Consider the following 13,837-nt stretch of genomic DNA (forward strand, 5'->3'; position numbering starts at 1 on the left):
TAGGACGGCTTTACAAGTTAATTTGCTATTCGCCACGAGTTGTAAGACAAAAACTTACAATCTGTGGGTAACGCATTTTGGGACAATCGCTTGCCAGTTTGTAAACTATGCAGGCTAATCGTTTTTCTATTAGGGTCTTTTTTTGTTGGGGATTCTTGCCAACCACCGACATAGCAAAACCCATATTTAAGGTGTTTAACAACTGAGCCACGCTTGAATCCTGCACTAATTGTTCCGCCATATCGAGGTCTAATATGTCCTGCTTGATATTGCAGTCGGTGAAGTTGACGACGATGAAATTCTAAAGGAACAATTTCAATTAAGGCTGTATTGTCTGGGCTAACGTGACCACCAACATACCAATTTGCTAATACCCATGAATCAACGCAGTGAGCATCGAACTTAGTAGTTGTCTTGTTCTTGGACTTTTTCAGCCCTAGAGCTTGCCTTGCTTCGTAAGTATCAAACCCCGTGCGAGTTTCCACGTTAGCAATGGAACTAAGTTGGTGGTAAAACCATTTTTTACCAACTTCTATTAGGGAAAACATGACATTATACTTTCGAGCATTCTTCCAGGTTTTCGCCTTAACATCTTCAACAATAAAGACCGAAACAGGAAACATCAGCGTTAACCACTTGCAAATACGTAATTTCCACTGCCAACGGGCTTTTGTTGATGGTGGCAGTTTTTCTTTATTAACAAGTCGGTTGCGCCGATTTTGACGACACGGGGTGTTACGAAACCGTCTTGCGCGTCGCATATTTCGCCGAACTTCTACATGGTCTTTTACCCAGTCCACGCTATGAGTTTGGATGTTTAGGTAAGTATGAGCCTTGGATTTAACTGTGAAGCCCTCGCGCTTGCTACCTGGGTCAATGCCAACTGCAATAGGTTGGTAGTTTGCGGTAGTTGCGGTTACGTTGAGTCGAACACAAAACACTCCTTTTTTAAAGAACGGTGTAGCCTTGCCTGACTTTATCCAACGTCTTGCCCTACTGGGCGTTGTTGGCATCAGGGGTCGATTGTTTGAATCTACGACTGGTACAAACATTTACGATAAGTCCTATTGCTAGGTATATATATCCCTTCGCCACTGACTATCAGAGAGGTTAGAAACTAGGGAGGCATTCTTAACGTCTTGTGGGTTACTACACCCAGATAGTTCAGTATTAATGGCTAGACACTGTTTTAGTCTTGTATTAAGAAATTAGTGAGTTTTCCTCTTACAAGCCCCATGCCGCGATAGCTGGGGTCAGTGACGATATTGTCCTGTGTAACTCGTGTTTGGTCTAATTGAAAATGAACTGATGAGACAATGCACCTACAATAACAAGAGCATGGGAAACGCAGCCGCTTGGTCGCTACACATCCGGATATACGCGTTGTTTGTGAGTTGCCAAGCTATCAATGCGCTGTTGCACAGATAATGTGCATAGGCAGCAATGAACTCAACAACGCTTGCCCAATGTATAAATTTATTTTGTATTAAAAGTTCAATTGTGACTACCGTAGTTTAGAAAATTACAATAAAATTTAACGTTGTTTTGCCATCAATTTCTCAAAACCCTATATTATATGTAAATATTTAAGGATTTCTGCTGTTGAAAAAATCAGCTACAAAGAGTAGTGATTTTCCATAAAATTGGTAAAATTGTTATCTTCGGAATTCCAAAAACATTCTTAAGCTTATAGTAACTATGTATTTTTTTTATTAAAAAATAGTAAAAATACTGAGGATGGTATTGATATATGTGTGTGATGGTTGGTGTACAGTGACTAATTATTTGTTATTGGTGACAGATTAGTGCCGTCGTAAAAAATGGTTGTCATCAAAAAGCAGAGTGTGGTTGAAAGCTAGGGGAGATGCTCCTAACTCCTGTTTCTCATGTGTCTCAAGGGCATTGAGCCGAGAACTCTGCATACAACGGAAATAGAGGCTCTTAAAGCTTATCTTATATAGATTTCAGCTTTTTACTTCTCTGTTTTAACCAAACAGGAGAAGAGATATTGCCGCGATTGCCTCCCGGATGGCACCTGTGCGATCGCCGGAGGCGGGCACTCCGTGCCATCGCATATTCTCATAGCTGCGTTGATTTGGAGACTTGCATCTGGAGACAGCAGGCTCAGTTTTTTCTGTTTTACCAACTTTCGATAATTGGGTATCACGTAAGGTATGAGCGTGCAGACATACACCGAAACTCGATGGAACAAGGGGTAGCGTTACCGTCAGTATGTCAGATTTTTCTCGTTTTACCAGCTTTCGGTTATTTGTTGGGATTTACAAGTCGATGGGTGGTACTATCCACCGCATCTCTCATTTCAATCCGGATATGCCCGTTCTGACTCCTGTGATGCTTTAGTGTCAGCCGTTTGCTCTTCCCAGGGTCTGCCGCGCTGGGTATCCCCTTATTTCCTGGAAGCCTCTGATTTTAACCAAACATTAACAAAAATTTATCAAGAATATGTCTCTTTTCTCTATATGTTTCTAAGTAGAGTTCAATAAATTCTTTACTATTGTTCATCATGAAAATTCGTAAGACATTAGTCGGATTGACAATTGGTATACTTTCTACAGTCGGCATTTTAAATATCTGGAACATTCACTCGGTAAAGGCTGAATCTGAAATTAATACCAATTCAGAACAAGCAGGTTGCAGCAACTTTGTCACTGGTACATATCTTGCAACAATTAAAGATGCCAATGGAAACTTTGCTTCACGTGCGCTGATTACTCTTACCAAAGAAGGTAACTTGATTGTTGACGACTCAAACCAAGGTGGTATTTCGGGTCAGTTTGATGCTTTTACCACTTCTCAGGGCACTTGGGTATGTAATGGAAAGAAGGCGATTACAGCGAGGGCACTCAACTTTAGTATCTCAAGTTCTGGTGGTAGCGGTATTGCAAGAAATGATTATAGCGCTACCTTTAATCCGAAAACTCAAACGGTAGAAGGGACAATTGAGCTTAGTTTTTTTGGGCTACAAGATAATCCACTACAGGGAAATGGACCATCTGGAGGGTCATTCTCCTTTACAGGTCAATTTGTCACCGCGAGATAGGATGAGAGTTAACTCGCAGCTTTTTTATTACTGTTAATTTGTACGAGCACACCTTTTTGATAGCGGCGCTCGCTGGGTAGGTCGGAGGGGCGAAATGCCCCTAAAACAAAACTCAGGTCATTGACAAAGCGGTAGGGATATATATTAGGTAAGGAGCATAGTGAGCGCTCGTTCGTTGTGATGAAGGAGCAACCAGCAGGAGAAGACGCGAATGGCAACAGTCTGTGTGTTTCCGGTTAGGTGTGATCGCCTAGGGGGCAGAGTCCATTGCATGACAGGGCATTCTCACGTCAGTACAAATTATGTATAGATATCTTTGGTGTTAAACTGCCATTGGTTTTGGGTTGGGCTGTAGCTTAACTCCACTAACAACTTCCGTGATAACACACTCGGATTTTTATGAAAAATCTAGCTCTATTATCTGTCACAGTCCTTGCTGCCACATCTGGATTAATGTTCCAGACAATGCAAGCAGCTTCTGCTTTAAATTGGAACTGGAATTATTCTGGTACTGGCATAACGGCGAGTGGCACTTTCACCACTAATGACACCGCTAATGATTTAGGTTTTTACCAGATAACTGGAATTACTGGTACAAGAAATGGTGAAACAATTACTGGTCTGCAACCTACAGGGACTTCAATACCGGGAAACGAACCTTTTATTGTTGACAATTTAATTAGTCTTAATACTCAGCAGTTAACGGGTGATGGTTTTGGGTATTCCACCGAGCAGGGAAACTATTCTAGTCCGTTTTTCGCTAGTTTTTTGCCGACACCGGGTTATTTAGAGGTTTTTTCTGCCCAGCCATTTGTACCTGGTGAAAGAAAATTTGGGACCGGAAGATAGTGAGTTACCTATTAGTTTTTCTGCAACCATAATCACTGTCCCTGAATCTACCTCCATCCTTAGCTTACTCATCCTTGGCACTATCGGCGCACCTTTGGCACTCAAGCGTAAGAAGCGGTCGCCGGATTATTTTTAGTCAAAAGTAGTTTCGGTCTACTGACTTTCGGGGGTGTAGGGTGGCTCACGTCGTGAGCCACCCTACACCCCTCAAAATGATTGTCATTTTGATTAATTGTATTTGAAAGTCCCTTACCAACGAATCGCACAATTTCTCGTGGTTGTGACCGGCGTTACCACATAAGTGTGTTTTACCAACTTAGGGTCAAAAGTTGGCATTTGAGTTCTAACTGTTTGAATTAGTAACTGTGTACTAAAAAGTTTATTTAGCAAAGCTAGATTTTTTTGCTTGTCCAACCAATGCACACGTTTAACAGGTAGACTATCGATAAAACGGCTGAAAGTTTAGCTAATTCCAAAAGAAGCCAGCAAGTAGGGTGGGTACTGCCCACCCTAAAATCATTTAAGAAATTCGCACAACCAATGCATATGATTGTGGATTTATGATTCGATAAGCACGCACCACGATTTCAACTTTGCCTGCAGGTACATCGGTCAAGACAACCTGCTCAACATTATTCCGGCGGTCGAAGTCAGTCGAGGATGGCGGCAGATTTCCGTGTCTCTCCTGTCCGTCTGCAGTTCGCACAATCAAATCCAAATCATTCTGAAGTGCTTCTCCAGGGAAATCGGTCCACACCAATGTTACCTTCACAAGGGAGTCTGATTCGCTGACTTCTACTTCAGTTTTTTCCTCTTCCCCAGTATCGAGTGCTGTGGCTTCATCCTTGAAAATAACCCGCTCATGATCACCTCTTGGTCCTACCGTTGCGGCTAAATCGACCCGACCAAATCCTTCTGAGAAGTTGGGAATTTCTCCCGTTTCCGAGGGAACGTATTGACCGACAATATCCTTGGCTCCGTTAATCAGCATTGCCTTAACCAAAGCCCCACTTGGTTGGTGCTTCTGTTGGGTTTGGAAATACTCTCTCACCACCGCAGCGCAACCAGCTACCAGTGGTGTAGCCATGCTAGTACCAGCCAGAAACATATAAAGAGGGTCTGTGGATGTGCCAAACAATGAATCGGGCTGCGCATCTCTTGAGCGAGTCGAGAGTATAGCAGTTCCAGGAGCAACAACATCTGGCTTAATGCGCTCATTTTGAGTTGGTCCTCGGCTGCTGAAAGCCGCCATGCCTTCTGCGTTGTTGGACCACCCATCAGAGGCTATCGGCTCGACTCTATAGCGACCCAAAACACTGTAGGGTTTGGATTGGTCTGGTCTGTTATTCTCCGTGGCTCCAACAGTGATACAGTTCTTTGCGGTTCCGGGTGCGCCGATAGATCCATTATCGATCACGCCGTTGCTATTGTTGTCAACGCCATCGTTGCCTGCAGCAAAGCAGATGACCATGTCTCGATGCTCCCAGACAAATTGGTCTACTTGTTGAGAATCTACAGTATATCGCCCAAATGCCGGAGCTCCCCAGGAATTCGTATGAACGCGAGCGCCATCATTTTCATACGGGACTTTGAATAAGTTGTTCAAGTCGTCTGGAAGCCCTCCCAAGTTTCCTTGGCGATCGAGAACGGACTGAAGCACGAGCTTAGCTTTAGGAGCTGTTCCCCGGATGGGACCTCCCATTGTCTCAGATTTGCCATCGCCAAGAACGGAACCTGCAACGTGGGTACCGTGTCCATTAGGGTCATTTGCGGTTGATCTTCCTAATGGGTAAAGCTTGACGACTCTGTCTGTGAAGGCAGGATGAACGTCTGTGGTTGAACCTTTGTCGAAGCCAGTGTCGGCTACTGCTACAACTTGATTTTCTCCTTGGAGATTGATTGTGGTGTGTGTCTTATCGGCATTGAGAATTCCGAGAGCCACATTGTTGAAAAGCTGCCGTGGAACAAACTCTTCAATGTGTCGCACCTCATCTATTTTTGCCAAGTCCTCAAGATACCGAGGTTGAACCGTGAGTTTTACGGCGTTATTACTGAATTGCAAATCTTCAGGGTTCAGTCTAGCAGCAGCAGCAACGCGATCGCGAAGATTGTCGTCAATTGAGACATTATTATGAAACACGACTTCCACCCGTTTTGGCTGCTGCAATATTGGTGGTTCTACATCGCCCAGAGCAAGTAGATTATTCGTGTTTTTATTGACTTGTCCACTACGCAGCTGAGGTGCAATTTTGAAGCCCTCTAAATAGACGTTCGCCCACTCGACAAACGGCAGGTTGCGGATAGCATCGAGATTTGCAGGTTCGTAACGACCGATGAAGGTATTTTCTGGTACGAACTCTAGGATTTCGACACCTAACGTTGCGAGCTGATTTTTCTGGTCTCGGTTCAGCGGTTGAGTTGTTTGGATGAGAATATAGTTTGAGTTGGAACTGTTAGGACTAATAAGACCAGCAACGCCCATCGCGTTCTTCTGGGCATCTGGGTCGATTGATACACCGTTGATGGTAATCTTAGCCATTGTTTTTCTCCTTAGTTTTATCTACTATCATCAATTTCAGCATTTCGGACTTACGCATTTATTGCCAGTATAATTAAGGACTAATAACCTACTTGATTTGCTGAAGCTCAGCTAAGCCTTTTGATCTGAGCTTTCTGTATTATTAATTGGTGTCAGCAAAATCAACTTATGCACTCAGGGGAGAGAAACGGAAAAGAATGCCAGCAAACCCGTCACAGGCTGAACACCTTTGAATACATATAAGCTTTTATTTGTCAATCTTCTAAGTCCTAAATATAACAACTCAAATCAAGTTTCTGAATCGCTTTGATGACAAGCAATTTTAGGAAATTGTGATTACCGAGAAGACAAATAATTCTGTAAATCTTTTGTACGTTGAGTCGTTAGGCGCTCTAGGCATCCATTACGAAAGATTTCATAACCTGTGCCACCACGGTTGCCATAAACTTCAAAATCACAGTTGCGATCGCGAAACTTAATCCATGTTTCCTGTGCCGCTGTCAGTATTTGCTTCTGTTCACCATTTAAGGTAGATATAACTTTTTTATACACCTGATTGAGTTGTCTATCTGCTGCTTGATACGACTGCTGAGAACAGTACTTCATTTCTGGTGTGGTGAGTGCTTTCTTGCAATCAATTTTTTGAGCAACAATCTCTTGTGCTGTCGCTAGTGCGGGAATACCTGATATTGATAAGGGTGCAAGAGTTGTCAGGATGAAGGTACTTATCAATCTTTTATGCATGAATTTGATTGACATAAATAGAAGTTATTTTTGCAAGTTTAAACTCACGATATTTCTGAAATTACGGGAATAAAAACTAAATATAAATTAATACTTTTTTCTGAGACGTGCCTTGAAAGTGTACTTTCATCGTATGCCTCAGAGGCTCACGCAGCTCATAAAGTAAGGTTGCAAAAGTCCCCATCTTACCCTAACAGGGGCTTTTGCAATCTTGTCTATGACTTGCTCAAGGGCGTTTGCCATTTGAAGTAGAAACATGAGGCATATATTGTGGGTGCTGCATAGTACCACAACAGCAACGGCGATCGGCATATAGACCAAACTGGGATAGATCCACAGGACCAGCTATGGCGTTTGCTCCCAATACTTGCCGAAATTCAAAGTGTTTCCGTATAAACTGAACACAGTCTTTCTCTCCGTCCGCCTCAGCTATTTCGATCATCGCGTTGGCAACATCTGCAAAAGTGGCATTAGTATCCGGTGCCTGAGTTAAAGCACGCAGTGTCAGTCCAGCGATGTATTTGCCAACTTCATATAAAACTTCAGCAGAATCTCGGACATAAGGGTCCCGGCGTGAAGTAAACAAATCTGCCAGAATATCGAATACTCCTCCAGTAAATACTTGGGAAAGTTCATGCACCTCACTAGAAACTTCGCTCAGTTTCAGGTTATTGTCTGCATTGCGCAACCCATCGGGAAGCTGAAAAGCCTCTCCAAATTCCTCGGCAACCTCAGCGAGTATGCTCTTTTGATGTAAATCTGCCTTCGTCTGCGCCACAATATACTCCACCATATCCAGCTGGGACAGCAGCAGGAAAATTGAGGTCAAATCGCCGAATGACTCATGCAGGGCTCCTGTTTGTGCTGGTGAATCAAATGACAGCCAGTTTGGCTTCAATGAGTCCAGCACCGCGTGTCCGGTTTCATGGGCGACAACATCCAATGAGCGGCAAGTATAAACTTTCGAGTTTGCCTGTGAGTTTCCAGGAGTGAAATAGAAGAATTTTATAGCTTTTTCCTCACGGCTGTAGTAAGCATTCGCCGTCTCTCCAGCATGGGGATAAACCTGAATCACTTCCTCATTGCCGTTTGTATTCCACTGCCAAGCAAGCTTTTTCTTCAAAACTCGCTGGTACATTGTCAGCACTTGGCGAACAATGGTATAAGTATGAACCGCGTCGAACGCTTCCTCGTTGGTGGGTTCAATCAGGAAATTCCGATTGGCATCTGGAGTCACAGGATGGACACCCTGGATCGTAATTTGCGAATCGCTGGGACCTTCATTTACTTGAGTGTGAACGTAAACAGTTCTCGGCAGATTAAGTTCCTTCACAGAAGGGTCTTGCTTCCAGATCCGCATCTGTGAGCCAAATACAGGCGGGTTCACATTTGCAGGCAATTCCACCATTTTTTCTGCTACGGCTTTCACCCGTCCCTTTTGGGCGACTGCCTTGTGGAATTCTTCCACAGAGTTCAATCGACTTGATTTAGCTGATTTATTTGCCATAATTATTTCCCTTTATATGGTTTTTTGGTTGCAAATTACCACACCTGCTGGTTTAGGATCTGATAATTTGACTGATCTGCGTCTTCGCTAAGTAACTACTTGTTCAAGGATCTCGATTCCAAAAACAGAGCCATCTAAATTTCCATGCTTTGAAGTCCATACCCGCGCTCCGGGGCGAACGCGTGTCCGCTTTCGCTCAGCCCCGCATAAAGCAATACAGTTCAGATAAGACTAAAATTATTATCAGAATGGCAATGTAGAACTCAAAGGATGCAACGTCTCTACATGTGTGGAATCTTGATCAACAATCCTTAACAGCAACCGTATTGCCGCATAAAGGCGATCGCCACAACCAGTGTATTTGTCCTGCATATCTTTGGGCTGTGGAGCTAGATATCCAAACCTTTTAGGTGATAGGACAAAGGTGAGTTCGTATACATTCTGCGTCTACGTCATGCCTCAGCAAAACAAAGTCAACACAATTGCGACTACTTTGACTTGGCATGCGTAGCCACTTAAACCATCTCAGACAAAAAGGGAAACTCCGATTTAACATTCCACCGCCTGCCATCATGCAGCAACAGCGTTAAGTTAGAAGCAGTAAACTCAAAATACAGCTGACGCTTTTCAAATTCCGACCAAGCAGCTTTAAAGTTTTGCTTTGTTAAATCTTTAAACGCAACCGTCATGTGGGGAGCAAAGGGACGGGTTTTGCCAACCTTGTCAATAATTCCCAAGTTACTCTCTAGATGCGTCATCAAATCAGCGTGTAAAGCTAGCAATTGTGGACTTCTCACCACATTAATATAGATGACGCGAGGGGCAAAGGCAGCAAACCCACTCAGTGCGATCGGCACCGACTCTCGACAAGCGGCAAAATCTTTAAGGCATTCTTCTAATGCAGGCACATCAGCATCTGCCCATTCAAAAGGCGGTTGCAGGGTGATGTGCGGTGGAGATTTTTGTGCGTGACGGCTGGCATACTTATCAGCAAAGTATTGCTTAATTTGGTTAGCGTAGTCTTGGATTTCCTGCGGTGGCAGGAGGGCGATAAAAAAAAGTTTCTGTGATGGCAACATTTATCAAGAGTAGGGACAGACGATGAGTCAATTCATTTCATGCAAGTAGCTTAAAAAACAGATAGTAGCCCTGAAAATATTACAGCATATGGTTTTAAGAGGTTGCAAGCAATGCCCTGGTTTGTAAAGATAGAAGAAGGCACAGTTGATAAGCCTACCTTTGACCAATACGTACCGGCTCATAAAGCTTACGTACAGGAGTTGATTGCCAAAGGACACAAAGCCAAAACAGGCTACTGGGGGCAAAGAGGCGGTGGCATGATGCTGTTTGAAGCAAGCTCAATGAATGAGGCAGAAGCGATTGTCGCTGTTGATCCATTGGTACAAAACGGCTGCGTCAACTATAAGCTTTACGAGTGGAAAATTGTTGTCGAATAATACACAGTCAGAAAATTTAATGCTATTGTGTTTATAGACCTGGATCTACGCGGCTGCAACGCCCAAACTTTGTCAGGACCGGAAGGTAGCAGCAATACGGGATGCTTGTAGCAGGCGTAGTCTCCGGGTCGCCCCATTTTAGGAGCGCAAGAGCGACAATGCCCGGTTTTGGAGATGTTGTAAAAAAAGCTTTTTACCTTGGTGTTGGGTTGGCTTCTTACGCCGGAGAAAAAGCAGGTGGGACAATAACCGAACTGCGATCGCAAGTCCAAAAGCTGGCAGATGAAATGGTTGCACGGGGGGAAATGACAACAGACGAAGCCCGCCGCTTAGTCGAAGAAATGATGAAGCAAGCCCAAAGCGCACCAACATCTGATGTCACAGCTAATAAAACACCTCCCTCTGAACCGCGCCGCATCGAAATCATAGAGGAAGATGAAGAGCCAACTACCGTAAAAGTTACCCCACCCACTGAGGATGCGGAGAAATTACGCGATCAAGTCAGACAGATGCAGGAAGAACTGCGTAGGTTGCAACGCGATAAGTAGTTGGAAATGATCTGGTACTAGCACTTGAGTGCAGTACCAAAATGTTTGCTGATAATGTTAAATTTTTATTTAAAAATAAAGCTTAGGGTGTACAAAAGTGCTTCAAGCCATGTAGCATTAAGCGTCCAGTAAATAGCTTGTAAGGACGTCAGGTTTATGGAAAAGTGGCAAAAAGAGTTTTGGGACATGATAGAAACAGTGGCTGATGAAGTAGAAAGCTTCTTCCTGGAGATGACGGAAATGGTAGACTCATTTTTTGAGTTAACGGAAGAAATTACTGAGCAAGTACAAAATACCATCACCACTGAGTTGGAGCAGTATTTGCAGGAATTAGCTGATCCAATTATGGGAGTTTACTGGGAACTGGAAGACGTTATTATAGATGATGTCGATCTGGGTTTTCCTTATTCAGTGGAACCCTGTTCAGAAAAAAATCCCGCCTGTATCGGTTGTCGTCATTACCACGGTCAAGTGTATAGTGGGAATTTGTTAGTTTGCGGTATGCATCCCTATGGTTGGGAAGATGAAAATTGCCCAGACTGGGAACAGGAAGAGTTATGAGTTTGATGTTAGTAGTTGTGGTACTTGTTGACAAGTAACTACTACAGCAATCCCAGTTAGATGATGAACGCTGATTTTTTTAACGGATTCCGCGAAATTCCCCACCCCTGTGCAGGGTGGGGATGGTGCTTAGGGACGGTGACGAAAACACCTCTGATTAGGATTGCTGTAACAACTAACAACTAAAATAATATGTAATCAATAAAAACTAAAGATTAAAGACTATGGAAATGAAATATGGAGAACGCAACATTGCGGAAGGACAACTGATCACATTTCCCAATCCGCGTGTAGGAAGACGATACGACATTAACATCACCTTGCCAGAATTTACCTGTAAATGTCCGTTTTCTGGCTATCCTGACTTTGCCACGATTCACGTTAGCTACATCCCTGATGAGCGGGTAGTGGAATTGAAGGCGCTAAAACTATATATTAATAGCTATCGCGATCGCTATATTTCCCACGAAGAAACTGCTAATCAAATCCTAGACGATTTTGTTGCTGCCTGTGACCCCTTAGATGTCACCGTTAAGGCAGATTTCACACCTCGCGGTAATGTGCATACAGTGATTACAGCGCGGCATCAGAAGAACGCGTAGGTTTGCTGTTTCACCGTTTTGGGCAGCTAGGAGGAGGAGTCCCTATACCATTAGGATTAGATGCATGGGAGATCAGGGTAACTTGCCCCTTGCCATTGAACACCCAACCCGTAGCAGGGACAATTTTTATAGCTTCAGGTTTAGACTGTGGTAAGTCGGCAGGTTCCTTTTTCCCTTGCTGGTGTGTTGTGATACCTCTTGTGCGAGTATCTGTCCATAGGACATCAGTGCTGAGGGGTTCGTTAGGACTGGGGGGTAACCCGCCACGTCCGGTGACAGTAAACTTACTACCTTCTGGTGAAGCAAAGGCAGCACAGCTTGTGTCTATGACCTCTGATATATCTGCTAGCAGCGTGGGTAGTTCCACAAATCCTTTGCTGGGGTCAACATCTGGTGTGTTGATAATCACCTGACCTTCTAAAGCCAGATCGCTTTGGGAAAATGCTGTAATATCGTTCGTTGCTGAATTTTCAGGGTTCAATAACAGGCTGATAAAGTCTTCTCGACTACGCTGTTTGATGTTAAAGTTACTTAAAGATGTAATTGTGATTGTGCCGGCACGGCCAGTAGATGCATTAGCGGTAATGTCGCTGTTTTCATTCGGGACAGTCACAATAAAGCCATTGGGAATATTGATGCTTATGTTGCCACCATTGCCACTACCAGTTGCATTGGTGGAGATAGAACTCTGACGACGCAACAAAAGTAAGCTTCCTATCTGTAGGTCAATATCTCCACCCCTACCTGTGCCTCCGTCTTTTGCATCGCTACGAATACTTGAATTATCTTGCATCTGCAATTTCTTTGCGCTAATGTAGATTTTTCCACCGTCAGCCACGCCACTAGTGTTTGTATTTATACCTACAGACTTGAGATCAAAAGAGTCTGTGACTTTAAAGCTGATTTCTCCGCCTTTACCTGTGTTCTGTGTATTACTATTAACCTCCGCACTTGAAATCTGCCCATTCTTAGCATCAATCGTGATAGTTCCAGCATCTCCCGTTCCATAACTGTTAGCAGTTATAACTCCTCCATTACTCAGCCCAAAAGAGTCTGTGGCATTAATAAATATATTTCCTGATCGACCTGAATTAGAGGCAATGCTATTGATACCTCCAGGTGAAATCTGCACATTCTTGGCAGTTATCCTGATAGTTCCAGCATCACGTGTGCCGGAACTGTTAGCCTTTATAACTCCATTGCTCAGCCCAAAAGAGCCTGTGGCATTAATAGAGATGTCGCCTGATTTAGCTGAATCAGACGCACTGCTATCGATACCTCCACCTTCAATCTGCACATTCTTGGCATCAATCCTGATATTTCCAGCCTCACCCGTACCAGAAATATTATTTGTTATACCTCCACTTGTCACCCTAAAAGAGTCTGTGGCATTAATAAAGATATTTCCTGCTTTACCAACCGTATCCGTATTACTCTGGATAATTCCCTTTTCCATCTCCACATTCTTGGCAGTTATCCTGATAGTTCCAGCATTACCTGTGCCAGAACTATTAGTATTTATATTTGAAGTGTTGAGAGCAAAAGAGCCTGCGACATTAATGTTAATTTCTCCGCCATTACCTGTGCTATCTTTCCCCGTAGTGCTAATGATACCCGCAGATTCGAGTCGAAAAGAATTTGCGTCGATGGTGATTTTTCCACCATTACTTCCCGATGAGGATTCATTTCCAATACCAGAATTGCGGATTACCAAATCGCCAACTTTAATTTTCATTTCGCCGACGCTGCCTTGATTAAAAGAAGTCGTATTAAAACCAGATCCCTCAAGCAGCACCGAATTAGCTTCAACGTTTATCACTCCGCCATTACCTGCACCAAAGGTTTTGCTGCCTAGCCCACTTTGATTGCTTGCAACAAAAGAATTCTTAGCTATCAGGGTAATGTCTCCCGCGTTTCCCGATGCTGTTGCCTGAGTTCCTGCGCCACCGTTATTGTTAAACGTAATGTT

The 13,837-nt window shown here is 43.7% G+C and carries 15 protein-coding genes and 1 other RNA gene; 10 read left to right on the forward strand and 6 right to left on the reverse strand.

The features are described from left to right. Positions 1–17 precede the first annotated feature (17 nt). Positions 18–1,052, reverse strand: coding sequence for an RRXRR domain-containing protein (locus AACT52_RS13825; protein ID WP_073631383.1), 1,035 nt, complete (start codon positions 1,050–1,052; stop codon positions 18–20). Positions 1,053–2,232: 1,180 nt separating this feature from the next. Here AACT52_RS13825 and AACT52_RS13830 point away from each other — a divergent pair. The 4 genes from AACT52_RS13830 to AACT52_RS13845 all read left to right on the forward strand — a co-directional run bounded on the left by AACT52_RS13830 (position 2,233) and on the right by AACT52_RS13845 (position 4,046). Then, complete coding sequence (locus AACT52_RS13830; RefSeq protein WP_272937097.1) at positions 2,233–2,361, forward strand: hypothetical protein; 129 nt, start codon at positions 2,233–2,235, stop codon at positions 2,359–2,361. 163 nt (positions 2,362–2,524) lie between these two features. Further along, positions 2,525–3,061: a hypothetical protein gene (locus AACT52_RS13835; protein WP_073631385.1), complete on the forward strand. Its 537-nt coding sequence runs from the start codon at positions 2,525–2,527 to the stop codon at positions 3,059–3,061. A gap of 399 nt (positions 3,062–3,460) precedes the next feature. Then, the gene (locus AACT52_RS13840; RefSeq protein ID WP_233153931.1) at positions 3,461–3,910 is read left to right on the forward strand and encodes a PEP-CTERM sorting domain-containing protein; all 450 of its coding nucleotides are present in this window, start codon (positions 3,461–3,463) and stop codon (positions 3,908–3,910) included. Further along, on the forward strand, positions 3,882–4,046 hold the full coding sequence (locus AACT52_RS13845; RefSeq protein WP_233153933.1) for a PEP-CTERM sorting domain-containing protein: 165 nt from the start codon (positions 3,882–3,884) through the stop codon (positions 4,044–4,046). The genes AACT52_RS13840 and AACT52_RS13845 overlap by 29 nt, the downstream gene beginning before the upstream one ends. A 384-nt stretch (positions 4,047–4,430) precedes the next feature. Here the strand turns inward: AACT52_RS13845 and AACT52_RS13850 are convergent, their stop codons facing one another. The 3 genes from AACT52_RS13850 to AACT52_RS13860 form a co-directional block, all read right to left on the reverse strand. Next, entirely contained in the window at positions 4,431–6,449 is a 2,019-nt protein-coding gene (locus AACT52_RS13850) for a S8 family serine peptidase (protein WP_073631387.1), read from the reverse strand. Positions 6,450–6,785: 336 nt separating this feature from the next. Continuing rightward, on the reverse strand, positions 6,786–7,208 hold the full coding sequence (locus AACT52_RS13855; protein ID WP_233153932.1) for a lysozyme inhibitor LprI family protein: 423 nt from the start codon (positions 7,206–7,208) through the stop codon (positions 6,786–6,788). Between the two features lie 211 nt (positions 7,209–7,419). After that, positions 7,420–8,700: a hypothetical protein gene (locus AACT52_RS13860; protein WP_073631389.1), complete on the reverse strand. Its 1,281-nt coding sequence runs from the start codon at positions 8,698–8,700 to the stop codon at positions 7,420–7,422. Between the two features lie 287 nt (positions 8,701–8,987). Here AACT52_RS13860 and AACT52_RS13865 point away from each other — a divergent pair, with 287 nt between their 5' ends. Then, entirely contained in the window at positions 8,988–9,110 is a 123-nt protein-coding gene (locus AACT52_RS13865; RefSeq protein WP_272937098.1) for a hypothetical protein, read from the forward strand. A 105-nt stretch (positions 9,111–9,215) separates the two neighbouring features. Here AACT52_RS13865 and AACT52_RS13870 read toward each other — a convergent pair whose 3' ends face one another. Continuing rightward, positions 9,216–9,779, reverse strand: a complete 564-nt coding sequence (locus AACT52_RS13870) for a 2'-5' RNA ligase family protein (protein ID WP_073631391.1) — start codon at positions 9,777–9,779, stop codon at positions 9,216–9,218. Between the two features lie 111 nt (positions 9,780–9,890). Between AACT52_RS13870 and AACT52_RS13875 the strand changes: the two genes are divergently transcribed. The 5 genes from AACT52_RS13875 to queF all read left to right on the forward strand — a co-directional run bounded on the left by AACT52_RS13875 (position 9,891) and on the right by queF (position 11,868). After that, positions 9,891–10,157, forward strand: coding sequence for a YciI family protein (locus tag AACT52_RS13875; RefSeq protein ID WP_073631393.1), 267 nt, complete (start codon positions 9,891–9,893; stop codon positions 10,155–10,157). Between the two features lie 36 nt (positions 10,158–10,193). Then, positions 10,194–10,290, forward strand: an RNA gene (gene ffs / locus AACT52_RS13880) — signal recognition particle sRNA small type. 25 nt (positions 10,291–10,315) lie between these two features. After that, a complete protein-coding gene (locus AACT52_RS13885; RefSeq protein ID WP_073631396.1) occupies positions 10,316–10,705 on the forward strand; it encodes a phasin family protein in 390 nt (129 codons plus the stop codon). Positions 10,706–10,861: 156 nt separating this feature from the next. After that, positions 10,862–11,266, forward strand: coding sequence for a hypothetical protein (locus tag AACT52_RS13890; protein WP_073631398.1), 405 nt, complete (start codon positions 10,862–10,864; stop codon positions 11,264–11,266). 224 nt (positions 11,267–11,490) lie between these two features. Next, a complete protein-coding gene (queF, locus tag AACT52_RS13895; protein WP_073631400.1) occupies positions 11,491–11,868 on the forward strand; it encodes a preQ(1) synthase in 378 nt (125 codons plus the stop codon). Positions 11,869–11,878: 10 nt separating this feature from the next. On the opposite strand, the gene AACT52_RS13900 is transcribed toward queF, so the two are convergent. Next, on the reverse strand, positions 11,879–13,837 hold a 1,959-nt coding region (locus tag AACT52_RS13900), incomplete at its 5' end, for a beta strand repeat-containing protein (protein ID WP_198940913.1).

The organism is Scytonema sp. HK-05 (assembly GCF_963872035.1).
Taxonomy (GTDB): Bacteria; Cyanobacteriota; Cyanobacteriia; order Cyanobacteriales; family Nostocaceae; genus Kalymmatonema.

Bases quoted from the DNA above. Each gene is read 5' to 3' on its own strand.
- AACT52_RS13825 (WP_073631383.1), bottom strand. From the start codon at position 1,052: ATGTTTGTACCAGTCGTAGATTCAAACAATCGACCCCTGATGCCAACA.
- AACT52_RS13830 (WP_272937097.1), top strand. From the start codon at position 2,233: ATGTCAGATTTTTCTCGTTTTACCAGCTTTCGGTTATTTGTTGGGATT.
- AACT52_RS13835 (WP_073631385.1), top strand. From the start codon at position 2,525: ATGAAAATTCGTAAGACATTAGTCGGATTGACAATTGGTATACTTTCT.
- AACT52_RS13840 (WP_233153931.1), top strand. From the start codon at position 3,461: ATGAAAAATCTAGCTCTATTATCTGTCACAGTCCTTGCTGCCACATCT.
- AACT52_RS13850 (WP_073631387.1), bottom strand. From the start codon at position 6,449: ATGGCTAAGATTACCATCAACGGTGTATCAATCGACCCAGATGCCCAG.
- AACT52_RS13855 (WP_233153932.1), bottom strand. From the start codon at position 7,208: ATGTCAATCAAATTCATGCATAAAAGATTGATAAGTACCTTCATCCTG.
- AACT52_RS13860 (WP_073631389.1), bottom strand. From the start codon at position 8,700: ATGGCAAATAAATCAGCTAAATCAAGTCGATTGAACTCTGTGGAAGAA.
- AACT52_RS13870 (WP_073631391.1), bottom strand. From the start codon at position 9,779: ATGTTGCCATCACAGAAACTTTTTTTTATCGCCCTCCTGCCACCGCAG.
- AACT52_RS13875 (WP_073631393.1), top strand. From the start codon at position 9,891: ATGCCCTGGTTTGTAAAGATAGAAGAAGGCACAGTTGATAAGCCTACC.
- AACT52_RS13885 (WP_073631396.1), top strand. From the start codon at position 10,316: ATGCCCGGTTTTGGAGATGTTGTAAAAAAAGCTTTTTACCTTGGTGTT.
- AACT52_RS13890 (WP_073631398.1), top strand. From the start codon at position 10,862: ATGGAAAAGTGGCAAAAAGAGTTTTGGGACATGATAGAAACAGTGGCT.
- queF (WP_073631400.1), top strand. From the start codon at position 11,491: ATGGAAATGAAATATGGAGAACGCAACATTGCGGAAGGACAACTGATC.